Annotated in this window: 22 protein-coding genes and 1 other RNA gene; 14 read left to right on the top strand and 9 right to left on the bottom strand. The window is 51.5% G+C overall.

The genetic code is table 11. The annotated features are described in order from the left end of the window. Positions 1–2 precede the first annotated feature (2 nt). Genes OMQ46_RS06085 through folC form a run of 8 tightly spaced genes read left to right on the top strand, consistent with a single transcriptional unit; the run spans position 3 to position 9309 of the window. Positions 3–1025: an aspartate-semialdehyde dehydrogenase gene (locus OMQ46_RS06085; RefSeq protein ID WP_266234971.1), complete on the top strand. Its 1023-nt coding sequence runs from the start codon at positions 3–5 to the stop codon at positions 1023–1025. Between the two features lie 30 nt (positions 1026–1055). After that, positions 1056–3632 (top strand): FimV/HubP family polar landmark protein, encoded by a 2577-nt coding sequence (locus OMQ46_RS06080; protein ID WP_266234973.1) that lies wholly within the window; start codon positions 1056–1058, stop codon positions 3630–3632. Positions 3633–3644: 12 nt separating this feature from the next. Beyond that, the gene (gene truA / locus OMQ46_RS06075; protein WP_266234975.1) at positions 3645–4424 is read left to right on the top strand and encodes a tRNA pseudouridine(38-40) synthase TruA; all 780 of its coding nucleotides are present in this window, start codon (positions 3645–3647) and stop codon (positions 4422–4424) included. A 36-nt stretch (positions 4425–4460) separates the two neighbouring features. Further along, positions 4461–5075, top strand: coding sequence for a phosphoribosylanthranilate isomerase (locus OMQ46_RS06070; RefSeq protein ID WP_266234977.1), 615 nt, complete (start codon positions 4461–4463; stop codon positions 5073–5075). Beyond that, a complete protein-coding gene (trpB, locus tag OMQ46_RS06065; RefSeq protein ID WP_266234978.1) occupies positions 5068–6288 on the top strand; it encodes a tryptophan synthase subunit beta in 1221 nt (406 codons plus the stop codon). The genes OMQ46_RS06070 and trpB overlap by 8 nt, the downstream gene beginning before the upstream one ends. A gap of 10 nt (positions 6289–6298) precedes the next feature. After that, positions 6299–7120, top strand: coding sequence for a tryptophan synthase subunit alpha (gene trpA, locus OMQ46_RS06060; RefSeq protein ID WP_266234980.1), 822 nt, complete (start codon positions 6299–6301; stop codon positions 7118–7120). Between the two features lie 21 nt (positions 7121–7141). Then, the gene (gene accD / locus OMQ46_RS06055) at positions 7142–7999 is read left to right on the top strand and encodes an acetyl-CoA carboxylase, carboxyltransferase subunit beta (protein ID WP_266235921.1); all 858 of its coding nucleotides are present in this window, start codon (positions 7142–7144) and stop codon (positions 7997–7999) included. Between the two features lie 11 nt (positions 8000–8010). Further along, positions 8011–9309: a bifunctional tetrahydrofolate synthase/dihydrofolate synthase gene (gene folC, locus OMQ46_RS06050; protein ID WP_266234982.1), complete on the top strand. Its 1299-nt coding sequence runs from the start codon at positions 8011–8013 to the stop codon at positions 9307–9309. A 2-nt stretch (positions 9310–9311) separates the two neighbouring features. Here the strand turns inward: folC and OMQ46_RS06045 are convergent, their stop codons facing one another. From OMQ46_RS06045 to trmB, 3 genes are all read right to left on the bottom strand, one after another. Beyond that, positions 9312–11114, bottom strand: coding sequence for an AMP-dependent synthetase/ligase (locus tag OMQ46_RS06045; protein WP_266234984.1), 1803 nt, complete (start codon positions 11112–11114; stop codon positions 9312–9314). 9 nt (positions 11115–11123) lie between these two features. Then, entirely contained in the window at positions 11124–12347 is a 1224-nt protein-coding gene (locus tag OMQ46_RS06040) for an OmpP1/FadL family transporter (RefSeq protein WP_266234985.1), read from the bottom strand. A gap of 85 nt (positions 12348–12432) precedes the next feature. After that, positions 12433–13119 carry a tRNA (guanosine(46)-N7)-methyltransferase TrmB gene (gene trmB / locus OMQ46_RS06035; RefSeq protein ID WP_266234987.1) on the bottom strand — a complete coding sequence of 229 codons (687 nt, stop codon included), beginning with the start codon at positions 13117–13119 and terminating at the stop codon, positions 12433–12435. A 385-nt stretch (positions 13120–13504) separates the two neighbouring features. Between trmB and edd the strand changes: the two genes are divergently transcribed. Together edd and OMQ46_RS06025 are read left to right on the top strand one after the other, a co-directional pair. Next, entirely contained in the window at positions 13505–15328 is a 1824-nt protein-coding gene (gene edd / locus OMQ46_RS06030) for a phosphogluconate dehydratase (RefSeq protein ID WP_266234989.1), read from the top strand. 28 nt (positions 15329–15356) lie between these two features. Beyond that, complete coding sequence (locus tag OMQ46_RS06025) at positions 15357–15989, top strand: bifunctional 4-hydroxy-2-oxoglutarate aldolase/2-dehydro-3-deoxy-phosphogluconate aldolase (protein ID WP_266234990.1); 633 nt, start codon at positions 15357–15359, stop codon at positions 15987–15989. 732 nt (positions 15990–16721) lie between these two features. Here the strand turns inward: OMQ46_RS06025 and OMQ46_RS06020 are convergent. From OMQ46_RS06020 to OMQ46_RS06010, 3 genes are all read right to left on the bottom strand, one after another. After that, positions 16722–17465, bottom strand: a complete 744-nt coding sequence (locus OMQ46_RS06020) for a DNA-binding domain-containing protein (RefSeq protein WP_266234992.1) — start codon at positions 17463–17465, stop codon at positions 16722–16724. Beyond that, positions 17458–18306 carry a DUF692 domain-containing protein gene (locus tag OMQ46_RS06015; RefSeq protein ID WP_266234994.1) on the bottom strand — a complete coding sequence of 283 codons (849 nt, stop codon included), beginning with the start codon at positions 18304–18306 and terminating at the stop codon, positions 17458–17460. The genes OMQ46_RS06020 and OMQ46_RS06015 overlap by 8 nt, the downstream gene beginning before the upstream one ends. A 65-nt stretch (positions 18307–18371) precedes the next feature. Then, positions 18372–19124, bottom strand: a complete 753-nt coding sequence (locus OMQ46_RS06010) for a hypothetical protein (protein ID WP_266234996.1) — start codon at positions 19122–19124, stop codon at positions 18372–18374. A 207-nt stretch (positions 19125–19331) separates the two neighbouring features. Here OMQ46_RS06010 and OMQ46_RS06005 point away from each other — a divergent pair, with 207 nt between their 5' ends. Together OMQ46_RS06005 and OMQ46_RS06000 are read left to right on the top strand one after the other, a co-directional pair. Then, positions 19332–20312 carry an ABC transporter permease gene (locus OMQ46_RS06005; RefSeq protein WP_266234998.1) on the top strand — a complete coding sequence of 327 codons (981 nt, stop codon included), beginning with the start codon at positions 19332–19334 and terminating at the stop codon, positions 20310–20312. Then, positions 20305–21126: a ferritin-like domain-containing protein gene (locus tag OMQ46_RS06000; RefSeq protein WP_266235000.1), complete on the top strand. Its 822-nt coding sequence runs from the start codon at positions 20305–20307 to the stop codon at positions 21124–21126. Before OMQ46_RS06005 ends, OMQ46_RS06000 begins: the two co-directional genes overlap by 8 nt. Before the next feature lies 1 nt (position 21127). Here the strand turns inward: OMQ46_RS06000 and OMQ46_RS05995 are convergent, their stop codons facing one another. From OMQ46_RS05995 to OMQ46_RS05985, 3 genes are read right to left on the bottom strand one after another with little or no spacing between them, the layout of a single operon-like run. Further along, on the bottom strand, positions 21128–21442 hold the full coding sequence (locus OMQ46_RS05995; RefSeq protein ID WP_266235001.1) for an RnfH family protein: 315 nt from the start codon (positions 21440–21442) through the stop codon (positions 21128–21130). Beyond that, positions 21429–21869, bottom strand: a complete 441-nt coding sequence (locus OMQ46_RS05990; RefSeq protein ID WP_266235003.1) for a type II toxin-antitoxin system RatA family toxin — start codon at positions 21867–21869, stop codon at positions 21429–21431. Before OMQ46_RS05990 ends, OMQ46_RS05995 begins: the two co-directional genes overlap by 14 nt. Before the next feature lie 17 nt (positions 21870–21886). After that, the gene (locus tag OMQ46_RS05985; RefSeq protein ID WP_266235004.1) at positions 21887–23257 is read right to left on the bottom strand and encodes a sodium-dependent transporter; all 1371 of its coding nucleotides are present in this window, start codon (positions 23255–23257) and stop codon (positions 21887–21889) included. A gap of 131 nt (positions 23258–23388) precedes the next feature. Here OMQ46_RS05985 and smpB point away from each other — a divergent pair, with 131 nt between their 5' ends. Together smpB and ssrA are read left to right on the top strand one after the other, a co-directional pair. Then, a complete protein-coding gene (smpB, locus tag OMQ46_RS05980; RefSeq protein WP_266235006.1) occupies positions 23389–23868 on the top strand; it encodes an SsrA-binding protein SmpB in 480 nt (159 codons plus the stop codon). Positions 23869–24416: 548 nt separating this feature from the next. After that, positions 24417–24780: a transfer-messenger RNA gene (gene ssrA, locus OMQ46_RS05975) on the top strand. Positions 24781–24792: the final 12 nt, after the last annotated feature.

The raw sequence follows: 24792 nt of genomic DNA, 5'->3' as shown, positions 1-24792 counted from the left end.
ATGTGAGTAAACAAGTTGATGTTGCAGTCGTAGGCGCCACCGGCGCTGTCGGTGAAACCATGCTGGAGATTCTGCACCAGCGTAATTTCCCGGTCGGTAAAGTCTATGCACTGGCCAGTGAGCGCAGTGCCGGCAGCAGAGTCAGTTTTGGTAACAAATCACTGGTCGTTGAAGACCTGGCGACATTTGATTTCTCCAAAGTTCAGGTCGGCCTGTTCTCGCCAGGTGCCAGCGTGTCTGCGGAATACGCACCGAAAGCGGCCGCTGCCGGATGTGTGGTGATTGATAACACCTCACAATTTCGTTACGACAAAGATATCCCCCTGGTCGTACCGGAAGTAAATCCGGAAGCCGTTGCAGACTACAAAAATCGCGGCATTATTGCTAATCCCAACTGCTCTACCATTCAGATGATGGTGGCACTGAAGCCGATTTATGATGCGGTTGGTATCACCCGCGTTAATGTCTGCACCTATCAGGCAGTTTCAGGCTCGGGTAAGCCGGCGATGGACGAACTGGCCAAGCAGACAGCGGATTTGCTTAATGGTCGTCCGGTAGAATCCAGTGTTTATCCCAAGCAGATCGCCTTCAATGTGCTGCCGCAAATTGATGTGTTCCAGGATAACGGCTACACCAAAGAAGAAATGAAGATGGTGTGGGAGACCCGCAAGATCATGGGTGATGAGAATATTCTGGTGAACCCGACAGCAGTGCGTGTACCCGTTTTCTTTGGTCACTCGGAAGCGATTCATATCGAAACCCGTGACAAGATGACTGCTGAGCAGGCAACCGAATTGCTGAAGCAGTCTCCGGGCATTGTTGTGCTCGACGATCGTAATGATGGCGGCTATCCCACCGCTGTGACGGAAGCCTCTGGTCATGATCCTGTCTATGTCGGCCGTATCCGTGAGGATATCTCTCATCCAAACGGTTTGAATTTGTGGGTAGTTGCGGATAATGTTCGTAAAGGCGCAGCACTGAACAGCGTACAAATTGCAGAAGTTCTGGTCGAAAACTACCTTTGATCAGCGCATAGGAAGGGTGAGGGGATGACGATGAAGAAACAGGTTCTGGCCGGAATGGTGGCGGCTGCCACAATGGGTTTTTTCACGCCTCTCACCAGTCACGCTTTTGGCCTAGGTAAGATTGAGGTCATGTCGGCTTTGAATGAACCTTTCAAAGCTGAAATTGGCCTCACTGCACTGCAGCCGGATGAAAAGGATAACTTGCAGGTGAAAATGGCATCTGATGCTGAATTCACCAAGGCAGGTCTGAATCGCAGCATCCTGCTGAGTCAAATGCAGTTCGACATCGTTGAGTCGAATGGCCGTGACAAGATTCTGATTACATCCAAGCAGCCCATCAAAGAACCCTTCCTTGATTTTTTGATTACGGCCACAGCGGGGTCTGGCATTCTGCTCCGTGAGTACACGGTATTACTTGACCCGCCTGAATACGTGACACAAGCGGTTCGTGGCACTGAACGGCCCAGTGAACCGACAACACCATCGACTCAGACCTCGACTACGGATCGCTATCTGTCTCAAAATACAGATAACAGTCCCGGTAGTTATGCGGTAAAACGAAGTGACACACTCTGGAATGTCGCAGCTAATACCCGACCGGATAACAGCATCACAGTGCATCAGATGATGATGGCGCTGCTCAACGCCAATCCCAGGGCTTTCAAAAATCAGAATGTCAATGGTCTTCAAGCCGGTGTGACACTCCAGATTCCCCCGCGTAGTGAGATCACGGCAATGTCGCCCGCTGAGGCGAGAGCCGCCTTTACCGAACAGAATTCAGCCTGGAAGAACCGCAACCAACAGCCTGTCTCTTCTGCGCCTGCCGCTCAGGTAGCAACACAGTCTGAAGACCCGAACACCGAGGCTGATACTGCGTCGGCACAGACGCAAACTGACCAGACCGACAGTGAAGCGTCAACATCGAATGTTGATACTTCGGACGCAGCGTCATCAGATGGTCGTCTCAAGCTGGTTGCACCTGAAGATGCGGCGACATCAGAAGATGACGCCTCACCTAACGTGGCGGGCAATGAAGATATCAAAAAGTTAACTGAGCAATTAACACTGGCTCAAGAAACCATCGAAGCGCAAACTCAGGAAAACATCGATTTCAAACAGCGTATGGATGCCATGGAAGAGCAACTCGAAACCATGCGTCGATTGATTTCACTGAAAGATGCTGATCTGGCCCGCTTACAGTCGATGCTTGAAGAAGAGGACCCGGCGCTTGCTGATCAGGCAGCCATGATAGTCGACTCTGAAGCGCCGTCAGCGCCATCAGCTGACTCTAATGACACTCCCGCTGAGACTGAACTTGAGGATCAGGAACCAGGCTCAGACACTGAAGATGAAACCGAACAGCCTTCACCGGTGCAAACAGCCGCAGATGAGGATGTCATCAGCACGACCGCACAAGCACTTAATCTTGAAGCTGACGAGGTACATTCCACCATCGATCAGGTCAAGCAATTCCTCAATGACAACAAACTACCGGCTGCGTTGGGCCTGTTGTTGGTATTACTGCTGCTTTGGTTACTGGCGCGTCGCAACAACCGTGATGTGAGCTGGGATGAAGCGGTGAAAAAAATGGACAAAGGGGCTGATAATGAGGTCTCAGACACCACGGTAGTCGCCCCGGTGACAGGTGACGACATCACTGATGCACCGCTATCGGAACAAGAGCATGAACAGGAAAAATCGGTTGCAGAACTGGTTGAACAAGCGGATATGTTCGTGGGGTATGCTGACTATGTACAGGCCAGGAACTCGCTGGAAGAAGCCAGAAATATTGAGCCTGATAACACGCTGGTAGCCTACAAATTATTGTTTGTGTTGTATAAGCAGCAGCAGACAGAAGCGTTCATTTCACTGGCGGAAGACACGCCGTTCGATACGGAAAGCTTTGAATGGTCCGAAGTCAAACAATGGGGACAGGAGTTGTCTCCGGCCCATTATCTGTTTGTCGAGCAGCAAACAGCCACTCAGGATGATGAAGTGAATACTGATGACAGTATGACCGACTTCGAGCCTGAGCCTGCGCCTGCGCAAACCGCCGCTGAAGATGAAGACAAGGACAATGATCACCTTGAGTTCAACCTGGCTGATGTTTCTGAGACTGGATCCGAATCTCAGTCTGAGCCCGAGCCCGAAACAGAAGCACAGGAAAGCACTGACAAACAGGTCGTGGATGATCTGGATGATGATTTGTTATCTTTCGATACCAACTTCGGCTTCGATGACAAAGACGAACTGTCTGACAGCGAGCAGGATGATAGCGCTTCACTGAACCTGGATATCGCTGAAGAAGGGGAGCGTGAAGAGACATTATCCTTTGATGAGGATTTTGCCACGGAGACTGCCGAAGCAGAACAAGATCTGCCCGATGAAAATGATTTCACTGCATCTACGGAAGATGAGCCTGACCTGGAGTTTGATATCGGTGATCTCGACGACATTGACGAGGCAGAGACCAAACTGGATTTGGCAGCGGCTTATGTTGATATGGGCGATCCGGAAGGGGCGCGCAGTATCCTGAATGAAGTACTGGCAGAAGGTAACGAAGAACAGAAGAATCGGGCTCAGGCATTGCTCAATTCCCTGTCTTAAAAGGGAGTGAATGTGAGGATTGCGCTCGGCGTTGAATATGCCGGAACCCATTTTTGTGGCTGGCAGTACCAGCCGCATTCCCGCACTGTCCAGGACGAACTGCAAAAAGCGGTGTCGACAGTCGCCAATCATCAGGTAGAAGTGTTCGCTGCCGGCAGAACAGACACCGGTGTTCACGCACTTAATCAAGTTGTTCACTTCGATACCGAGTCGGTTCGGGAGCAGCGTGGATGGCTTCTGGGTATTAATGCCAACCTGCCCAAAGATATATCTGTCAATTGGGTCAGGGAAGTTGACGATGACTTCAACGCCCGCTTTACAGCGATTAAGCGCAGTTATCGTTATCTGATTCTGAACCGGCTAAGTCGTTCAGCAGTGCATCACCAACGAATGTGGTGGCACCATCATCCACTGGATATCGGACGCATGCGTGCGGCCGCTGAGCAACTGGTTGGTCGTCATGACTTCTCATCCTTCCGAGCCAGCGAATGTCAGGCCAAAAGTCCAATCAAAACCCTGGATAAAATTGCTATCAGCAAGCAGGGTGATTGCATTGCTGTTGATGTCGAGGCACGCTCTTTTCTCCATCATATGGTGCGTAACCTGGTCGGTGTGATTGTGTCGATTGGTGATGGCAGTAAGCCGGTCGAATGGGCGGGGGAAGTACTGAGAAGTGCTGACAGAAGTCGGGGCGGTGTTACTGCGCCGCCGGATGGCCTTTATCTGGTCGATGTTCGTTATCCATCAGAATATTCTTTACCAACAGTGTCGGGTTTTCCGGTGCTCTGGTAAAGTATCACAACGATCAACGAGCGATATCAGAACGCAATGAGAACCCGTGTCAAAATCTGCGGCATGACGCGTCGCCAAGATGCTGATTTTGCAGCCGAAAATGGCGCTGATGCGATAGGCTTGGTATTTTACCCGTCCAGTCCCCGTGCGCTGACTGTTGCGCAGGCTCAGGAAGTCGTGGCTGGCATCGCCCCGTTTGTTTCGGTGGTCAGCTTGTTTGTGAACCCGGAAGCAGAACTGGTTTCACAGTGTCTTGACGCATTACCCATTGATATAATCCAGTTTCATGGTGATGAAAGCCCGGCATTTTGTGAGCAATTCGCCAGGCCCTATATCAAGGCCATCCGAATGAAGCCGGGTATAGACCTGAAAAAAGCAACAGAGGCCCATCGCAAAGCCAGTGGCTTTTTGCTGGATGCCTATCAGCCCGGTGTGCCGGGCGGTACCGGTAAAACATTCGATTGGTCTCTAATCGCCGATATTGATAGGCCCGTTATTCTGGCCGGTGGCTTGAATGCTGACAATGTTCGGCAGGCGATACAACAAGTGCGACCTTTCGCGGTAGACGTCAGTGGTGGCGTTGAGCGTGAAAAGGGGATAAAAAGTCATGAAAAGATGAGCGCTTTTATGAGAGAGGTAGCTAATGCTTGAGCAGCATATCCACGATTACTTTAAAAACTTCCCGGACTCACGAGGACACTTCGGCCCTTATGGTGGTCGTTTTGTAGGTGAAACCCTGATGGGAGCCATCTATGAGTTGGAACAGGCTTATCAGCAATATCGCGATGATCCTGATTTTCTGGCCGAAATGGACAAGGATCTCAGTACTTTTGTCGGCCGTCCTTCACCTCTCTATCTGGCGGAAAACTGGTCTCAGAAACTCGGCGGGGCGCAAATCTATCTCAAGCGTGAAGACCTGAATCATACCGGCGCGCACAAAGTAAATAACACCATTGGTCAGGCATTGCTGGCCAAACGCATGGGTAAGAACCGTATCATTGCTGAAACCGGTGCCGGTCAGCACGGTGTTGCCACGGCCACAGTCGCTGCACGGCTGGGTATGGAATGTGTTGTTTACATGGGTGCTGAAGACGTTGAGCGTCAGGCACAGAATGTCTACCGGATGAAATTGCTGGGGGCGCAGGTGGTGCCGGTCGAGTCAGGCTCACGTACGCTGAAAGACGCACTGAATGAAGCACTCCGCGACTGGGTCACCAATGTCGACGATACGTTCTACATTATCGGCACTGTAGCCGGGCCTCATCCTTATCCCGCCATGGTGCGTGATTTCCAGTCCGTCATTGGTCGCGAAACCAGACAACAGGTCATGGAGAAAACCGGAAAGTTACCTGACGCGCTGTTAGCGTGTATCGGTGGCGGTTCAAACGCCATTGGTTTGTTCTATCCCTTCATTGAAGACGAGTCAGTAGCGATGTACGGTGTCGAGGGGGCTGGGCACGGTATTGAAACCGGTCAGCATTCAGCGCCGCTGAGCGCCGGTGTCCCCGGGGTGTTACACGGTAACCGTACCTATCTTATGCAGGATGAGAATGGTGAAATCATCGAGACTCACTCGATTTCAGCCGGTCTTGATTATCCGGGTGTCGGCCCTGAACACGCCTGGTTGAAAGATATCGGTCGTGCCAATTATGTCTCTGTAACCGATGATGAAGCGCTAGCAGCATTTCATGAGTTAACGCGTACCGAAGGCATTATTCCGGCGTTGGAATCCAGTCACGCACTGGCTTATGCCAGTAAACTGGCCCCAACCATGACCTCGGATCAGACGCTTGTCATCAACCTGTCGGGTCGCGGTGATAAAGACATGCATACCGTTGCAGCCATGGCTGGTTTGAATTTCTAAGGGAGTCACAATGAGTCGCATTAGCCAATGTTTCGAAAGTTTAAAAGCCGATGGTCAGACTGCCCTGATCCCTTATGTCACAGCGGGTGATCCTGAACCCTGGGTCACTGTGCCGCTGTTGCATGCGCTGGTTGATGCCGGTGCTGATATCATCGAGCTCGGTATTCCATTCTCAGATCCCATGTGTGATGGACCGGTCATTCAAAAAGCCTGTGAGCGCGCGCTTAAAAACGATGTCAGCATCAGACATGTGCTGAAAATGGTTAAGCAGTTCCGCGAAAAGAATAAAGAAACCCCAATCGTGTTAATGGGATATGCCAACCCGATCGAGGCCATGGGCTATCATAATTTTGCTGAACTGGCCAAAGACGCCGGTGTTGATGGGGTGTTGACAGTGGATGTGCCACCGGAAGAATCTGATGAGTTTCGTCAGACCATGGATGAGCATGACATTGATACTATTTATCTGGTCGCGCCGACCACGTCTCCCGAACGCATGGCAACGATTGCCAGCTTCGCCCGCGGCTTTATTTACTACGTCTCAATCAAAGGGATTACCGGCGCTGCCGCCCTTGATGTGAGTGAAGTCTCGCAAAAGCTGTCACTGCTGCGTGAAAAAACCTCACTGCCATTAGGTGTCGGTTTTGGTATCCGTGATGGTAAATCCGCTGCTGCTGTATCGGAAATCGCTGACGCCGTCGTCGTCGGCTCAACTCTGGTTCGCTGCATCGAAGAGCATGCTGATAAACTGGATGAATTACCCGCTGCTGTCGCCGGTTTACTGGCTGAAATGCGTCATGCGATTAACGCCCGTGACCTGGCCAGTGCCTGATTGCAAATTTAAGGTGAAATGATGAGTTGGTTTGAGAGATTACTTCCGTCCAAGATCCGCACTACGGCTCGCAGTCGCTCAGTGCCTGAAGGCGTCTGGTGTAAATGCCCAAGCTGTGACAGCGTACTCTATCGTGCTGAACTGGAACGCAACCTGATGGTTTGCCCAAAGTGCGAACATCATCAGCGTATCGGTGCCAGAGCCCGTCTGGAAAGTTTTCTGGATGAAGATGAACGAAAAGAAATTGCACCTGACGTCAAACCTATCGATACATTACGTTTTAAAGATAGCAAACGCTATCGTGATCGCATCAGCCAGGCACAGAAAAATACCGGTGAAAATGATGCGCTGATCGCGATGCAGGGAAAAATTAACAATCTGCCGGTCGTTGCCGTCGCCTTTGACTTCAGTTTTATGGGCGGTTCCATGGGGTCTGTTGTCGGCGAGAAATTTGTTCGCGCCGCCCAGGAAGCGCTGAAGCATCATATCCCCCTGATTTGCTTTTCTGCCAGTGGCGGTGCCCGCATGCAGGAGGGCTTGTTCTCTCTGATGCAAATGGCGAAAACCAGTGCCATCCTGACCCAGTTGAGCGATGCCGGGATTCCTTTCATTTCGGTAATGACAGATCCAACTATGGGCGGGGTCTCTGCCAGTCTAGCCATGCTGGGCGACATCAATGTAGCTGAACCCAAAGCGCTGATCGGCTTTGCCGGTCCCCGCGTGATTGAACAGACTGTCCGTGAGACTTTGCCCGAAGGTTTTCAGCGCGCAGAATTCCTGCTCGAGCATGGGGCGATAGATATGATTGTGGATCGCCGTGATATGCGTGACCGGCTCAGCAATGTGCTGACTTTGCTGCAGAAACGCGCTGCGGTCTGATAAGGACACCAATGCGCTTTTCTTCTTTGTCGCAGTGGCTGGCGTGGCAGGAACACTTGCACTTCAGGGATATCGATCCGGGACTGCAACGCGTCGGCACCGTCTGGCAGAGAATGAAAGGCAGCAGCCAGTTGCCTTTCAAACTGATCACCGTTGCCGGCACCAATGGCAAGGGATCGTCAGTGGCGATACTGGCTGCTATTTTGCAAGCGGCGGGCTATAAAACCGCCACTTATACCTCGCCCCATTTACTGCGCTATAACGAGCGTATCGCTATCAACAACGTACCCGCCAGCGACCAGGACATCTGTGAAGCATTCCAGCGTATTGATGATGCCCGTGGCGATGTGTCGCTGACTTACTTTGAGTTCGCTACGCTGGCAGCGGCAGATATCTTCTGTCGTGAACAGGTTGATGTCGCTGTACTCGAAGTCGGTATGGGGGGGCGCCTGGATGCGGTCAATCTGTTCGATACCGATGTGGCACTGATCACGCCAATTGGCCTGGATCACATGGCCTGGCTGGGTGATAACCGTGAACTGATTGGCCGGGAGAAAGCAGGAATTATCCGTAGTGACAAACCCGTTGTCTGCTCAGAAGCTGTCCCACCGCAGACAGTGATTGACTATGCAGCGTCGCAGACAGCGCCGATCTTTATACAAGCGCGTGACTATGCTTATCAGGATTTTAACCAGCAGTGGCAATGGCGTAACGACGATGTCAGTCTGGAAAAACTGCCCCTGCCAGTACTGCCTGGTAAATACCAGTTACAGAACAGTGCTGCCGTATTGCAGGTCTGTCATTTATTGAATCAGCAGGGATTGAAGATTTCTGAAGAGGCCATACGTCATGGTCTGAAAACAATACGCCTGTCCGGACGTTTCCAGATAATTCCGGGGCCTGTTACCCGTGTACTGGATGTGACTCATAATCAGCAGGGCGCTGAAAACCTGGCCACAGTGCTGGAAGAGACTCAAACCGGTGGCAAAACTTATGCCGTACTGGCGATGCTGAAGGACAAAGACTGCCAGGCTGTGGCCAAGGCACTGAACGTGGCGGTGGACGGCTGGTTCCTGGCTGGGCTGGACGGAGATAGAGGCATGAGCGGTGCCGAGCTTGGCAGTCAGATTGCCTCCGTCACTGGTGCAGATAAAACACACTGTTTCGAGACTGTGAAACAGGCCTATGAGGCTGCAATGAATGAAACTGTGGCTGGCGACAGAGTACTGATTTTCGGTTCATTCCACACGGTGGAAGCAGCCATGTTGTTTCTGCCTGAGTGTCAGCAGCCGGTCTCCCGGGCGAGTTAACCTCACTGCTGATACAGGCGGGTAATTTCAGCCTTGTGGTGTTCGAGCACCTTAGCGCGTTTGATTTTCATGGTCGGCGTCATCATGCCATTTTCAATCGTCCATGGTTCCAGCCTGAGACTGACCCGCCGGATTTTGGCGTAGGCAGGAAAGTCATGCATTAACTGACGCAGACGCTGAATGACAAATTGATGCAGTGATTTATCATCCAGACTCGCGTTTTCCATTGGGTTCAATTTCAGTTGCTTGGCCAGGCTGAACCACTTATCACTGTTTAAGACCAATAAAGCAGAAAGATAAGACTGCCCCTCACCGACAATCATTGCCTGTTCAAACAGGGCGTCGGATTGAATAGCCACTTCCATATCGGCCGGCGGGACTTTCTCGCCATTGCTAAGCACCAGAATATCCTTAATACGACCGGTGATAAAAATGTGGCCGCTGCTGCTGATTCTGGCCTGATCCCCCGTATGCAGCCAGCCTTCAGCGTTGATAGTCTGTGCCGTCGCTTTATGATTATTCCAGTAACCCAGCATATTGCCGGGACCTCTCACCATCAGTTCCTCGTTATCACCGATTTTAACGGCAACACCGGGAATGGCGCGGCCCACACTGGCGGGGAAGTTGTTATTGGGCTCATTAACACTGACTACCGGGCTGGTCTCAGTGAGACCGTAACCCTGTAATAAATTCAGGCCCAGACCGATAAAGAGTTTCGATGCCTGTTCCGGCAGGGGCGCACCGCCACTGACAGCCAGACGCATCCTGCCACCCAGTCGTTCCAGTACTTTACCGGCAACCAGTTTGTTTAAGAGGGGCAGCATAACAAAGCCCGGACGCCAGCCACGCCTGCCCTGACGGTAGAGGAAGTGAGACCAGCCGATATTGGCATTGGCTTTGAACAGCATGCGGCTCAGCATGCCTTTCGCGGCCAGTTGTGTTTGCAGACGCGTATAGATACGTTCGAAAATTCGCGGTACCGCAATCAAAATAGTCGGTTTGACCAACTGTATATCATCAGCCAATTGAGAAATACCTCTGGAATAGGCGACGGTAGCGCCAGCCATGATCGGCAGGTAATAGCCGGCAGTTCGTTCCAGGGTATGCGACAGAGGCAGAAAGGACAGAAACAGATCATCACCGAGAATATCGAAATACTGTAGTGAGCCGGCAGCGACAGAAAGCATGTTGTGATGACTGAGCATCACGCCCTTGGGTCGCCCGGTGGTGCCGGAGGTATAAATAATTGAAGCCAGCTGATGCGGATCAGCATCCCAGTCCCTGACCTTATCGGCATGTTCCGGTAACCAGTGGCTGGCATAAACCAGAAGTTCATCGTCGGGCTCATCGTCGTCATGATTGATGATAACCCGCCGCAGGCTGTGTTCTTCAGTAATGGATGACTGGAGCCGTTTCCATTGATTGAGGTTCTGCAGAAACAAGCATTTCACATCAGCGTCTTGCAGAATATAAGCCACATTGTCCGGCCGGTCATCAGGGTAAAGTGGTACAACTACAAGCCCCAGTCCCATTGCCGCCTGATCGAAAAATACCCATTCTTTACTGTTACGCAGATTGAGCGCTACGCGGTCGCCCGGTTCCAGCTTCTCAGCCGCCATCGCCTTCTGCCAGCGGGCTACCTCCCGGGCAACATCACGCCATGAGGTATCTGACCAGTCATTAATCTCAGTGGAGTAGCTCTTGTAAGCCACCTGATCCGGCGTGCGTGCCAGGCGCTCAAGAAATAATCCGTAGAGCGTGCCGGCTTGTTCTGCTGAGATGTAATCTGTTCCTGCTAGTGCCATTAATCCGATCTACATCAGCCAACGAAGTTGCAGCCCCACAATATCGACACTGGCATCATATTTACCGCGGAGGTTATAGATACTCTCGGATTCATTGATGCGAGGGTCATCCATAAAAAGGTGTGCATAGGCCGCATCAATAACGATGTTATCAGAGTATTGATAGCTGGCACCAAACGCTACCCATTTGCGGTCATTACCGGGAATACGTGCAGTTCGGAACCCACTGCTGGGTATCGGTGTTTCATCGTAGGCAACGCCAGTACGGAATTGCCACTTGTCGTTATATTGATAGCTGAGTCCGATGCCGTAACGCATGCTGTTATCCCAGTTTTCTGGCTTATCGGTTGATAGAATCCCGTCTGATTCAATCACCAGTTCTTCAAATCGACTCCATCGGGTCCAGGTGGCATCAGCCATGATGGCCCATTTATCATTCAACTGATGATGTATTGCCAGGGAGACTGTCTCAGGTAAGTCCAGATCGGCGCTGATATCTTCCTTGACGCCGAGGGCATCCAGCGTACCGTCGCCTTCCAGAGTGTGAGAAATTTTTGACCGGTAAGAGAGGCCAACACGGGTTTGATCTGTAAACTGGTAGAGCAGACCAAGATTATAGCCATATCCCCAATCGTCACCTTCCAGTTCAACGCCGGCATCGGCAGGAACCTGAGCGACCTTGGTTAATTTGACGTCGATATATTGGGCACTGACACCAAAACCCAGCGACAACTTCTCTGTAGCCTGAATAGCCAGGGTCGGATTGAAGTTGAGCGTCAGCATTTCAGATTTCACCGCCAGGTAACGACCGACCCAGTCATCTTTGTATTCGGTGACCAGGCCGAATGGTGCAGAGACACCAAAGCCTAATGTGACTTTGTCATTGACGGGGTGGCTCAGGTAAAAATTCGGGACAAAAGCGTCATTACCTGCATCGCCACCATCACCCCCAGTGAGAGGATTGCCATTGATAGTGGAACCTTCATCACGAAATTCGGATTGTGGTTTGATGTAATTCAAACCCAGGTCAAGTTCACTACGGTCGAGATACGTGAGGCCAGCGGGGTTGAAAAATATCGTGCTGGCATCTTCAGCAACGGCAGCACTACCGGCAAAAGCCCGGCCCAGACTGGTGATGCTTTGCTCCTTGATGGCAAATCCGGCAGCAGACACCGTCCCGGGTAAAGCTGCGATTAATACGAATGCTGAAATATTTTTTAGTTTCGAGTTCATAGTCAACCACTTGCATCATTTTCTTAACTAGCAGTCTAAACTATATTAAGCCATCAAATGACGCAAGCATTTATCATTAATCTCATCAAACCCGTCTGAATAACAAGTCCCATACGCCGTGACCAAGGCGGTGCCCACGCTGCTCGAATTTGGTTATCGGTCGGTAGCTTGGCCGTTCAATAAAGCCGTCATCATTGCCACAGTTAACAAAGCGCTGATTGGCAGAAACATCGATCAGCATCTGTTCCGCATAATCCTGCCAGTCAGTGGCCAGATGCAAATGGCCTTCGTGCTTGAGTTTGTCGGCCAGCATCGTGACAAAAGCAGGCTGAATAATGCGACGTTTATGGTGTCGCTTCTTATGCCAGGGATCAGGAAAATAAATCTGCACGCGATCCAGACTGTTATCCGGTATCCGGTGCCTGAGTAGTTCAACGGCGTCAGTACAGGCAACGCGCACGTTATTGAGTGCTAAGGTTTGAATCGATTTAAGCAATTGACCGACACCAGGTCGATGAACCTCAATCCCGATAAAGTTCTGTTCAGGCTGATTTTGAGCCATTTCAGCCAGAGAAGCACCGTTACCAAACCCGATTTCAAGCACGACAGGCGCATGGCGGCCAAACAGGCTATCCAGGTCGATAGCTTCGTGAGTGTCATCGATGCCAAAGCGGGGCCAGAGTTCATCAAGCGCTTTCTGCTGGCCGGGCGTCAGCCGGCCCTCGCGACGGACAAAACTTCGAATCGGACGCATGACTCTGGATTCAGACATCGTGGACTTTTTCCTGCTGGTAAATAAACCTGCGATCATACCGCAATGGTGGTTTACAGGGGATCCCAAATTAGCTTGTTTGTCCCGATTTACCGGTTTAGGATCGGGCGTCGAATAAACGATAAACAGAACTGTCTCACTGTTGTATTTCAGCGACCTTGAAACTGGTAGAATATCAATATAAGTGGGCTGTCAGTATCGCTAAAAAGTGGCGTCAGCTGTAGCTTTACCATGCATCATGGCCGAAGCGAAACGAATTCGACATATGCCAAAATAGACCTTTCAAGGTATAATGGTCGGTCTTGACACAAAATCTTCGGGACATTCCGAGCCCGGCAATCCTTTGCAAACACATCAGGCAAAGCATTAAAGAGAGAAGGAAACTATGGTTCATCCAGTATTAGAAAGCGTCACTAATGACGTAATCGAAAGAAGTAAGAAAACGCGGTCGGTCTATCTGTCGCGGATTGATGAAGCTATTGGTAAAGGGCCTCATCGTGCAGTATTAGGATGCGGTAACCTGGCTCACGGATTTGCAGCCTGCTCAATGACAGACAAAGCCGATTTGGCTGGTGATCAAAAAGCCAACATCGCCATCATTTCTTCTTACAACGATATGTTGTCTGCTCACGAGCCGTTCAAGGACTTCCCGAAACTGATAAAAGATGCCGCTCATGAAGCAGGCGGCGTTGCCCAGTTTGCCGGTGGCGTACCGGCCATGTGTGACGGTATCACCCAGGGGCAGCCGGGAATGGAACTGTCTCTGTTCAGCCGTGACGTGATTGCCATGGCGACCGCGGTCGGTCTCAGCCACAACATGTTTGACGCTGCGCTCTATCTGGGCGTCTGCGACAAAATCGTACCGGGTCTGTTGATTGGCGCGCTGAGCTTCGGTCACCTGCCGGCGATTTTTGTACCGGCCGGTCCAATGCCAAGCGGTATGCCTAACAAGGAAAAAGTGCGTATCCGTCAGCTTTATGCAGAAGGAAAAGTCGGTCGTGAAGAACTGCTGCGTGCTGAATCCGAGTCTTATCACAGCCCGGGTACCTGTACTTTCTACGGTACTGCCAACAGTAACCAGATGATGGTGGAAATGATGGGCCTGCATTTGCCCGGCAGTTCCTTCATCAACCCCAACACGCCGTTGCGTGACGCGCTGACCAAGCGTGCAGCAGCACAAGTCCTGAAATTCACCTCACTGGGTGATGACTTCCGTCCGATTGGTCACATGATCAATGAAAAAGCCATCATCAACGCGCTGGTCGGTCTGCTGGCCACAGGTGGCTCCACAAACCACACGATGCACCTGGTCGCTATCGCCCGTGCAGCAGGCATTATCATTAACTGGGATGACTTTGACCGTCTGTCCAAGATTATTCCATTGCTGACCCGTATCTATCCGAATGGCACTGCCGACGTTAACCACTTCCAGGCGGCCGGCGGTATGGGCGTGCTGATTGGCGAATTGTCAGCCAATGGCCTGATGCATACCGATATCCTGACCGTGGGTGATGACAAGGGTATGGAGCAATACACGCAGGAGCCGACCCTGAAAGAGGGCACACTGAGCTGGCAGGAAGGACCGAAAAAGTCTTTGGACCCGGAAGTAGTCAGCAGCGTGACGGCGCCGTTCGCGACCAGCGGTGGCCTGCATCTCATCCAGGGCAACCTGGGCCGCGGAATGTCGAAAATTTCTGCCGTTGAGCCCAAGCATCAGGTCGTCGAAGCGCCAGCGATGGTATTCGACAATCAGGATCACGTGGTTGAGGCTTTCAAACGCGGTGAAATGAATAAAGATGTCATCGTCGTCCTCCGCTTCCAGGGCCCGAAAGCCAATGGTATGCCGGAACTGCACAAACTGACGCCACCACTCGGTGTGCTGCAGGACAAAGGTTACAAAGTGGCGCTGGTTACTGACGGTCGCATGTCCGGTGCCTCCGGTAAGATCCCATCAGCGATTCACCTGTGGCCGGAATGTGCCGATGGCAACCTGATGACCAAGGTCCGTGATGGTGACATGATTCGTCTCGACACCCAGCGCGGTGAACTGAACGTGCTGGTCGACGAAGAAGAACTGAACTCACGCATGGCTTGTGTGATGGCAAATACGGAACATCATTACGGCATGGGCCGTGAATTGTTCGATAGCTTCCGTCAGGGTGTCTCCACCTCTGAGACCGGCGCCATCAACATGTTCAATGTCGAATAATCAACAATAAGCTGGAAACGCCTTATCCATGTCGAAAACAATTCATGAAATTATGAAAGTTTCACCGGTCGTGCCGGTGATGGTGATCAACAATGCCGACCATGCTGTGCCACTAGCCAAAGCTTTGGTCAAAGGCGGCCTTAAAGTGCTGGAAATCACGCTGCGTACTGACGCTGCGCTGGAATCCATCCGCCGCATCAAAGCAGAAGTGCCTGATGCGATCGTCGGTGCGGGTACGATTATTAATATCGACACGCTGAATGCCGCGATTGATGCGGGCGCTGAGTTCATCGTCAGTCCCGGTACCACAGATAGCCTGATCGATGCCGCCCTGAAAACCGGTGTGCCGCTGCTGCCGGGTATTGCGAACCCCAGCGAAGCCATGCGACTGCTGGAAAAAGGGATCACTGCCATGAAATTCTTCCCGGCTGAAGCGGCCGGTGGCGTCCCCATGCTGAAATCAATCGGTGCTCCGATTCCACAAATCACATTCTGTCCGACCGGTGGCGTCAGCCAGAAAAACGTCAATGACTACTACAAGCTGCCTAATGTCGGCTGTGTAGGCGGCTCATGGATGTGTGCAGCGAATCTGGTCGATGCAGAGAACTGGGATGAAATCACCCGTCTGGCGGCAGAAGCGATTGAACTCGCAACAGCCTGAGTATTTCAAGCATCACTGAAATTGAAAAAGGCGCTAATCAGCGCCTTTTTTATTGGGCGGAATCATGAATAAAGCCGTGTCATGCCGAGCGAAGTCGAGGCATCTTTGAGGTTGGAGAGATCCTTCGACAGGCTCAGGATGACAGGGGTGAGAGTCAAAGCCGTATCATGCCGAGCGAAGTCGAGGCATCTTTGAGGTCGGAGAGATCCTTCGGCAGGCTCAGGATGACAGGGGTAGAGAGTCAAAACCTGTCATGCCGAGCGCAGCCGAGGCATCTTTGAGGTCGGAGAGATCCTTCGGCAGGCTCAGGATGACAAGTGGGATGAATAAAGCCGTGTCATGCCGAGCGAAGTCGAGGCATCTTAGGGCTTTGAGAGATCCTTCGGCAGGCTCAGGATGACAGGGGTAGAGAGTCAAAGCCGTGTCATGCCGAGCGTAGGCGAGGTATCTTTGAGGTCTGAGAGATCCTTCGACAGGCTCAGGATGACAGGGGTAGAGAGCCAAAGCCTGTCATGCCGAGCGCAGTCGAGGCATCTTTGAGGTTGGAGAGATCCTTCGGCAGGCTCAGGATGACAGGGGTAGAGAGTCACAACCTGTCATGTCGAGCGTAGGCGAGGTATCTTTGAGGTTTGAGAGATCCTTCGACAGGCTCAGGATGACAAGTGCGATGAATAAAGCATGTGTCATGCCGAGCGAAGTCGAGGCATCTCACGGGCAGAGAGACGCCACCAATCAATCCCTTTTGAGCAAAACACCACGGTCTAACCAGTCATGAATCAACTGCCGCGCACCCTGCTCAACCACTTCTGGCTGTGAATGCTGCATGGCAGCGACAATATCCTTAACAGACTCATCTCCACGCAGTCCCTGTGACAGTAATTCCAGCAAGCGGGCACTGACCGGATTGAGTTCAATAAACTTAATCTCATCGTGCTCATTGCGCATCACCAGCAAACATACCGGTGTTTCGTTCGCTGATGTTGGTTGGTTCTCAACACTGATTTGATGCACAGGATATTGATACACCAGCAGCCAGGCTAACTGAGATTGCTGATAACGCAGTGCCAGACAATCTTCGTCAGCAATCGGCGTGCGGGAAAATTCAGCTTCATGAATACTTAAAGCCAGTTCCACCCATTCGTAATGTGCCAGTTCCCTCAGAAAAGGCGGATCTGCATCATTGAGCCGTTCATTTTCGAGATAGGCCATAAACTCGCGGGCGATTTCCACGAATAGCGGGGTTTTGCATTGATGCTTAACCATAAAGTCCCGCACCATAGCTTGCCATTGCGCTTCATCATAGAGGCTTCGAATCACCGGAAAAGCGTTTTGCAGCGTGCCGTTGATGTTATTGAAAAACAGATCACGATAAATCGCCATACGCCGGTCTTCGATGTGCGCCGGTGCCGGTTCGCCTTCGGGATTGCGGATGTGTGCGGCGAAGCGGTATTGCGTAGCCTGAAATGAATCAGCCATGCGAGACATGTTTAAACGCTGGCTGTTGCTGATAACGTTGAATGGTGCTGACTTCTTCGATTAACTGCGGCAGTGGCGGGATATTGAAATCGCGCTCAAGCAGAGTGGGTTTGACGCCATGATACTGATAAGTCTGGGACAGCAACTCCCAGACCGGATCGATCACATCGGCGCCATGCGTATCGACAATCAGATCCTCGGCCTCATTGTAGTGGCCGGCAATATGCAGATAGGCAATACGCTCAGTGGGCAGGGCCTTGATATAGTCAATCGGATCGTAACGATGATTGACGCTGTTGACATAGACATTGTTCACATCCAGCAACAGGTCACAGTCCGCTTCTTCAAGAATTGCCCGGGTAAAGGCAATTTCATCCATTTCCTGTCCCGGCGCTGCATAGTAAGAGACATTCTCAATCACCAGTCGACGTTCAAGTATCGACTGAACTTTTTTAATGCGATCAGCGACGTAATGGACGGCTTCTTCAGTGAAAGGAATTGGCATCAGGTCATACAGGTGACCATCGTCACTACAGTAGCTTAAATGCTCGCTGTAACAGCGTATATTGTGTCTGTCGAAAAACTGCTTGAGCCGCTGCAGGAAATGCTCATCCAGTGGGGCAGGACTGCCAATCGACAATGACAGACCATGGCAGAGCATCGGATAACGCTCGGTGATTGCCGAGAATTTACGGCCGAAACCGCCCCCCATTTCCATCCAGTTTTCCGGTGCGACTTCCAGGAAATCGATACCGGTGTCATCCATTTGGGCCAGTTCGTCAATAAAACTGCGGCGCAGGCCGAGGCCGGCACCGTTCACCGGACAAGTTTTACTATTCATAGACGCTCCTGCATTCAGTCTCTGGATCTGTGACGCCTGGGCGGGCGCTTTGTTACAGATGTGGCTTAATCCAGATTGACTTCGAACATGGTGCGATCAACGCCGACATTGCCCGTGGTCGGATCGACCATGTAGACGATCGCTTTATAATGGCCGGATTGTTTGATCTCGGTTTTGCCTGAGAACATGCCCACCGGACCGGTAAATTCAAGCGGCACTTCAGCGAGGGTTTCCTCATCCTGCATCAGGATGGCTTTAACTTCATAGTTATCCGGTTTCCAAAGACCATCTTTGGTAATCGGGCAGCCACACAGCAATGAGGCTTTGGTATAGAACTCGACTTTGCCGCCCTCGAGTACCTGAGTCCAGGCATCGACAATAAAGCCGGGCATGTTAAGAATGATGCCATCACCCAGCAGGTGTTTACCCGGTACGACCCAGGAAGTGACCGTGGCTTCCTGTAGTGACTGCCGGTAGCCATAAGGCCCCATCAGTTTAAATTTCAACAGGCGTGGTGCTTCGAGGTCGACTTCGGCCAGAAATCCGGCAGTTTTATCATCAGTGAGTGTTTGTCCGCGTTTGATCGGGTTTTTGACCAGTAAATCGGTATCGCCGGTCCCGCCATTGATCCAGCCTTCATCCAGAATTTCACCGGTTTCCGCATCTTCAACCACCACGCGCACGCCGCCGACACCGGTACCAATAAATTTGGCATCCACTGCCTGGGCCCGAATCATAATCTTAGTCTCTTCTGCCTGAGCAGGCAGACTCAATGCCATGACCAGGGGTAGCAGTAGGGCGAGAAACAATCTTTTCATGATAGACCTCATGTCATTAATGGAACGGATTACTGTCTTTGTGACTATTATGATTGCGCAATGTTCTGTTTGCATACCTCTATTTCATGACGGCATGCTGATGGCATGGTCAACTGCTACAATGACGCTCTGTGAAACTTGAGGCAAGCGCGTCGGTCATTAATCTGACGTTCTGCCAATCTGGTTACTCCTGACAGGTATCGCTTCATGCTCGCTTATATTATTAGACGGATTCTTTACGCCTTTCCCATACTGTTGGGGGTGAATGCGCTCACATTCGTTTTGTTTTTCATGGTCAACACGCCAGACGATATGGCGCGAATGCACCTGGGTAACAAGTACGTGAACGAGGCGGCAATCGAAACCTGGAAGCAGGAACGTGGCTATGACCAGCCTTTGCTCTGGAACAGTGAGGCAGAGGGTGTCGATAAAGTCACGGAAACCATTTTCTTTGCCAAATCTCTCAGCCTGTTTGTGTTTGAATTTGGCCAGGCTGATGATGGCCGGGACATCGGTGAAGATATCAAGAACCGCATGTGGCCAAGTCTGGCGATCGCAGTACCGATCCTGATTATCGGTCTGATGGTCAATATCACCTTCGCTATGCTGATGGTCTTTTTCCGGGCTACTTATGTCGACCTGAGTGGCGTCATCCTGTGCGTGATTTTGATGTCGATATCCGGCCTTTTCTATATTATTGGCGGCCAGTTCCTGGTCGGTAAAATCATGCAACTGGTGCCGATATCCGGCTACGCAGAAGGCTTTGATGCGACCAAGTTCCTGATACTGCCGGTTGCTATCGGCATTATTTCCGGTATTGGCAGCGGCTCTCGCTGGTACCGGACTTTATTTCTGGAAGAAGCTTCCAAAGATTACGTCCGCACCGCCCGTGCCAAGGGCCTGTCAGAAGTCCGGGTGCTGTTCTCACATGTGCTTAAAAACGCCATGATCCCGATTTTGACCGGTATCGTGGTGGTGTTGCCAACTTTGTTTATGGGCAGCCTGATTCTGGAATCATTCTTCGGTATCCCCGGCCTGGGTAGTTACACTATTGATGCTATTCATGCACAGGATTTTGCGATTGTCCGGGCGATGGTCTTCCTGGGCTCAGTGCTCTACATTGTCGGCCTGATGCTGACCGATATCTCATACACCGTCGTTGATCCGCGGGTAAGACTCGATGGCTGAGTCAATACAACTTCGCGAACAGGCTCTGGAATGCCTGTTAATCGCTGATCCCTGGCTAAAAGCGTCTGCCACTCAGGCACTCTACAAACAGGTCCAGGAACAGGGATTTTCGGTCTCTGATGATAGCCTGGCAGTGCCCGCTTTCCCCGGCCGTCCTGATAAGCCAGAACTGGTTGCACCCCGTGACTTACCGCGTCGCCGCAATAATCAGAAAACCGGTCATGCCACCCTGATTCATGCCATTTGTCATATCGAGTTCAACGCTATCAACCTGGGACTGGATGCCATTGCACGATTTGCCGATATGCCGGAGGCATTTTATGCAGACTGGATGCAGGTAGCTTATGAAGAAGCCACCCATTTTGAAATGCTGGATCAGCATTTACGGACGATGGGATTTGCTTATGGTGATTTCCCAGCCCATGACGGGATGTGGGAGATGGCTCGAAAAACCCATCATGACCCTTTGACGCGAATGGCGCTGGTGCCGAGAGTACTGGAAGCACGTGGCCTGGATGTGACGCCCTCGATGATGAACAAGCTCAGAGGTTCAGGGGATTATCAGGCGGTAGAGATTCTGGAAACGATTTTGCGGGAAGAAGTGGGGCATGTGAAAGTCGGCACCCACTGGTTTAATTTTCTCTGCGAGCAACGTGGACTGGACCCGTATCTGACCTTCAAAGACTTGCTGGAAACTTATTTCAACGGCGAAATTCGCGGCCCGTTTCATACTGATGCCCGTATCGCGGCCGGCTTTAGTGAAGCCGAAATGGCGCTGCTGGAGTCCCAGGCGGTGTATAAAAAACAGGCCTGAATCAGTCTTCTGACGCTTTGGCCTTTTTCTTCGCCATTTCTGCTTTCTGACGACGGGACTCTTTGGGGTCGGCAATCAAAGGTCGATAGATTTCGATCCGGTCCTTGTGATTGAGGCTGGCATTGAGTTTACACATCTTGCCGAAAATACCGACCTTGTCGGTGCTCAAATCAATCTGTGGGTAACGCTCCAGAATGCCGGAACGTTTGATGGCTTCCTCGACCTGGCAGTCGGCCGGCACTTCAATTTCCAGAATCAGTTGCTCATTGGGCAGGGCATAAGCCACTTCAACAACAATATGTTCAGCGTTTTCCATAGATTTCCTGGGCACGTTTGCAGAAGGCATCGACCAGTGAGCCGGAGATCTGGGTAAATACCGGCCCCAAAGCCAAATCCAGCAGCCGGGTGGAAAACTCAAAATCCATATCCAACTGGACACGGCATCCCTGATTGTCACCGATGGGCTTGAATTGCCAGTGACCTTCCAGATGGCGGAAGGGGCCGTCAATCAGTTCGATACGGATAGCATTGCCGTGATCGAGTACGTTTCGTGTTGAAAATTCATGATGGATACCCCCTTTGGCGATATCCAGTGCCGCACAGATCACATCTTCATTTTTATTGATGATACGGCTGCCTTTGCACCAGGGCAGAAAACGTGGATAAGCTTCCACATCATTGACCAGATCAAACATCTGATCAGGCGTATACATCACCAAAGCACTTCGTGTAATGGTAGTCATCAGGTCGGGTTATTGTCTTATATTTTCAGTAGACCGGTCAGGTTGGCAAACACAATCAGGATTGCCAGCGGTGACACGAAACGAATCAACAACAGCCAGCAATAATGCAGAATCCGGCTGCCCATCGCCAACTCATCAGCCGTGCTGGCAGGTTTTATCATCCATCCGGCGAAAATGGCTATCAGTAAGCCACCTAAAGGCAACATGATATTCGCAGTCAGGTAGTCAAGCAAGCCGAAGGCCGTCTTGCCGAACAGCGTCCAGTCCTGACCGATGTTGAATGAAAACAGGGTTAGCAGACCCAGCAGCCAGATAATGCCACAGGACAGCAGGGTCGCATTACGACGACTGAAACCGTGGTTTTCTACCATCCAGGCGACTATCGGCTCCACCAGGGAGATACCGGAACTCCAGGCGGCAAAGACCAGCAGCAGGAAGAAAATACCACCGAAGAACTGCCCACCCGGCATATGGCCAAAGGCGATTGGCAGGGTTTCAAAAATCAGGCTGGGCCCGGCGCCCGGCTCCATGCCGTTGGCAAACACCAGTGGGAAAATGGCCAAACCGGCCAGCAGAGCAACACCGGTATCCATCACTGAAATCGTCACAGACACCTTAAATATAGATGTTTTCTTGGGGAGGTAAGAGCCATAAACCATGATCGCGCCCATCCCCAGGCTCAGGGTGAAAAAGGCGTGGCCCATCGCTATCAGAATTGAGTTCGCAGTCAGCTTGGAAAAGTCAGCATCAAACAGAAAATGCACGCTGCGGGTAAAAGCCTCACCGGTATTGAAAGCGTAACCGACCAACATGATGAGAATGATAAAAAGTGCCGGCATCATAATGCGTACCGACTTTTCCAGACCATGCTGTACCCCACGGGTCACCACAAACATGGTGATAATCATAAACAGCGTGTGCCAGGCCAGCAGCCGCTCGGGGTCACTGACCAGTGCCGAATGAATACTTGCTGCGCCATCCGGGGTGACGCCCTCAAATACACCAAACAAGGTACGCGGGATGTAGGCCATGGCCTGACCGGCAATGACACTGTAATAAGAGAGGATAAAAAAGCCTGCCAGGACCCCCATGGCCCCCAACCAACCCCAGATTCTGGAGCGACCCTCTTCTTCGGCGAGGGACCTCAGGCTGTTTATGGGATTCTGGCGACCCCGGCGGCCAATCAGCACTTCCGCCATCATCAATGGCAGACCAATCAGGGCAATACAGCCGAGGTAGACAATGACAAAGGCACCGCCACCATTTTCGCCGGTGACGTAGGGAAATTTCCAAATATTACCAAGACCAACAGCTGAACCGGTGGCCGCCAGAATAAATGCCCAGCGGGAAGTCCACTCACCGTGTATCGACTTTGCAGGTCTTGCCATGTTTGAGTCCTGATTGATGCACAAATTGCTCCGATTGTAACCAGATTTTGTTCAAATCAACAAACAAGCCTCACCTGGTCGTATTGACTGAAAATAATGAAGACCGCCGCTAAAAACTTTATAATGGACGGATGGCTAAAAAGAACAAAAAGAAAACACTCAGTGACAACACCATCGCGGTCAACCGCAAGGTTCGTCATGACTTTTTTATCGAAGAGACCTTTGAAGCAGGAATATCTCTTGAAGGTTGGGAAGTAAAAAGTCTGCGTGATGGCAAGCTGCAATTAAACGAGAGTTATGTGCATATCCGTCAGGGCGAAGCCTATCTGGCTAATGCTCTGATTTCTCCGCTTAAAACCGCTTCCACCCACATCGTGCCCGAATCACAGCGCGACAGAAAACTGTTACTGCACCGTCGCGAGCTGGATAAGCTCATTGGCGCCGTCGAGCGCAAAGGCTACACCCTGGTGCCACTGACAATGTACTGGATGAAAGGAATGGCCAAGCTAAAAATCGCACTGGCCAAAGGTAAGCAACTCCACGACAAACGCGCCACAGAAAAAGAACGTGACTGGCAGCGCGACAAAGCCCGTATCCTCAAAATGAAATAGGGGCCAACGCTTCGACATCGTCATTGCGAGGCCCCAGGCCGTGGCAACCCAGTCCAGTGCGCAGAGAAATGCCCAAGTCACACCGCGTTTGCCACAACAAACAATGACCAACGCCAACCTTCCCCGTCATTGCGAGGCCCCAGGCCGTGGCAACCCAGTCCCCACCGCCGAGAGTTGCCCGAGTCACACCGTGTCTGCCACAACAAATAATGATCACCCCCAATCCATCCCAGTCATTGCGAGGCCATAGGCCGCGGCAATCCAGTCCAGTGCGCTGAGAAATGCCCAAGTCGCGTCGTGTTAGCCACAACAAACAATGACCAATGCCAACCCATCCCCGTCATTGCGAGGCCACATGCCGTGGCAATCCAGTCCCCACCGTTAATAAGTGCACCAAACCAAAACGACCAGAAACCGATAACAAGTAAAAATAACCAACGCTAATATCGAGCCCACACCCAAAATCCACAAAATAAATTAAGACGACACAAAAAGCCCCTAGCTGAGAAACTTGTCTTTCTCTATAATGTCCATGTAACACAAGCTTTGGGGGCGACCTGGCTTCGACGGGGATCGCAAAACCTGAGGTGCATGCCGAGTATTTCAGTTCTTCTCGTAAAACAGACTGAAACTTAAAATAGTTGCTAACGATAACAACTACGCACTAGCTGCTTAATAACCAGCAAATGCCGTCCGACCAGACCCGTGCTTGTGCGACTGGTATCGGGCGTCGACTCACACAAGATCGTCTCGACGTAAGCTAGGTGCGAAGAGACTAAAACTTTGACTAGCTCGCTGTCTGTTTGCCCTGTCCATCGGGTTGCAGCCAGTTAAATCAAAAGATGGAATAAGCATGTAGATCCAACGGCGGAGGATCTCCGGACGCGGGTTCGATTCCCGCCGCCTCCACCAATCGAATAGAGA

The sequence above is a fragment of the Methylophaga sp. OBS1 genome, assembly GCF_026319365.1.
The sequence above is the reverse complement of the archived record's forward strand: the minus strand, read 5'-3'. Positions and strand labels throughout refer to the sequence as shown.

What these genes read in the sequence shown, in the direction of transcription:
- OMQ46_RS06080 (WP_266234973.1), top strand. Translation starts at nt 1,056, where the DNA reads ATGAAGAAACAGGTTCTGGCCGGAATGGTGGCGGCTGCCACAATGGGT.
- OMQ46_RS06070 (WP_266234977.1), top strand. Translation starts at nt 4,461, where the DNA reads ATGAGAACCCGTGTCAAAATCTGCGGCATGACGCGTCGCCAAGATGCT.
- trpB (WP_266234978.1), top strand. Translation starts at nt 5,068, where the DNA reads ATGCTTGAGCAGCATATCCACGATTACTTTAAAAACTTCCCGGACTCA.
- trpA (WP_266234980.1), top strand. Translation starts at nt 6,299, where the DNA reads ATGAGTCGCATTAGCCAATGTTTCGAAAGTTTAAAAGCCGATGGTCAG.
- accD (WP_266235921.1), top strand. Translation starts at nt 7,142, where the DNA reads ATGAGTTGGTTTGAGAGATTACTTCCGTCCAAGATCCGCACTACGGCT.
- folC (WP_266234982.1), top strand. Translation starts at nt 8,011, where the DNA reads ATGCGCTTTTCTTCTTTGTCGCAGTGGCTGGCGTGGCAGGAACACTTG.
- OMQ46_RS06045 (WP_266234984.1), bottom strand. Translation starts at nt 11,114, where the DNA reads ATGGCACTAGCAGGAACAGATTACATCTCAGCAGAACAAGCCGGCACG.
- OMQ46_RS06040 (WP_266234985.1), bottom strand. Translation starts at nt 12,347, where the DNA reads ATGAACTCGAAACTAAAAAATATTTCAGCATTCGTATTAATCGCAGCT.
- trmB (WP_266234987.1), bottom strand. Translation starts at nt 13,119, where the DNA reads ATGTCTGAATCCAGAGTCATGCGTCCGATTCGAAGTTTTGTCCGTCGC.
- edd (WP_266234989.1), top strand. Translation starts at nt 13,505, where the DNA reads ATGGTTCATCCAGTATTAGAAAGCGTCACTAATGACGTAATCGAAAGA.
- OMQ46_RS06025 (WP_266234990.1), top strand. Translation starts at nt 15,357, where the DNA reads ATGTCGAAAACAATTCATGAAATTATGAAAGTTTCACCGGTCGTGCCG.
- OMQ46_RS06020 (WP_266234992.1), bottom strand. Translation starts at nt 17,465, where the DNA reads ATGGCTGATTCATTTCAGGCTACGCAATACCGCTTCGCCGCACACATC.
- OMQ46_RS06015 (WP_266234994.1), bottom strand. Translation starts at nt 18,306, where the DNA reads ATGAATAGTAAAACTTGTCCGGTGAACGGTGCCGGCCTCGGCCTGCGC.
- OMQ46_RS06010 (WP_266234996.1), bottom strand. Translation starts at nt 19,124, where the DNA reads ATGAAAAGATTGTTTCTCGCCCTACTGCTACCCCTGGTCATGGCATTG.
- OMQ46_RS06005 (WP_266234998.1), top strand. Translation starts at nt 19,332, where the DNA reads ATGCTCGCTTATATTATTAGACGGATTCTTTACGCCTTTCCCATACTG.
- OMQ46_RS06000 (WP_266235000.1), top strand. Translation starts at nt 20,305, where the DNA reads ATGGCTGAGTCAATACAACTTCGCGAACAGGCTCTGGAATGCCTGTTA.
- OMQ46_RS05995 (WP_266235001.1), bottom strand. Translation starts at nt 21,442, where the DNA reads ATGGAAAACGCTGAACATATTGTTGTTGAAGTGGCTTATGCCCTGCCC.
- OMQ46_RS05990 (WP_266235003.1), bottom strand. Translation starts at nt 21,869, where the DNA reads ATGACTACCATTACACGAAGTGCTTTGGTGATGTATACGCCTGATCAG.
- OMQ46_RS05985 (WP_266235004.1), bottom strand. Translation starts at nt 23,257, where the DNA reads ATGGCAAGACCTGCAAAGTCGATACACGGTGAGTGGACTTCCCGCTGG.
- smpB (WP_266235006.1), top strand. Translation starts at nt 23,389, where the DNA reads ATGGCTAAAAAGAACAAAAAGAAAACACTCAGTGACAACACCATCGCG.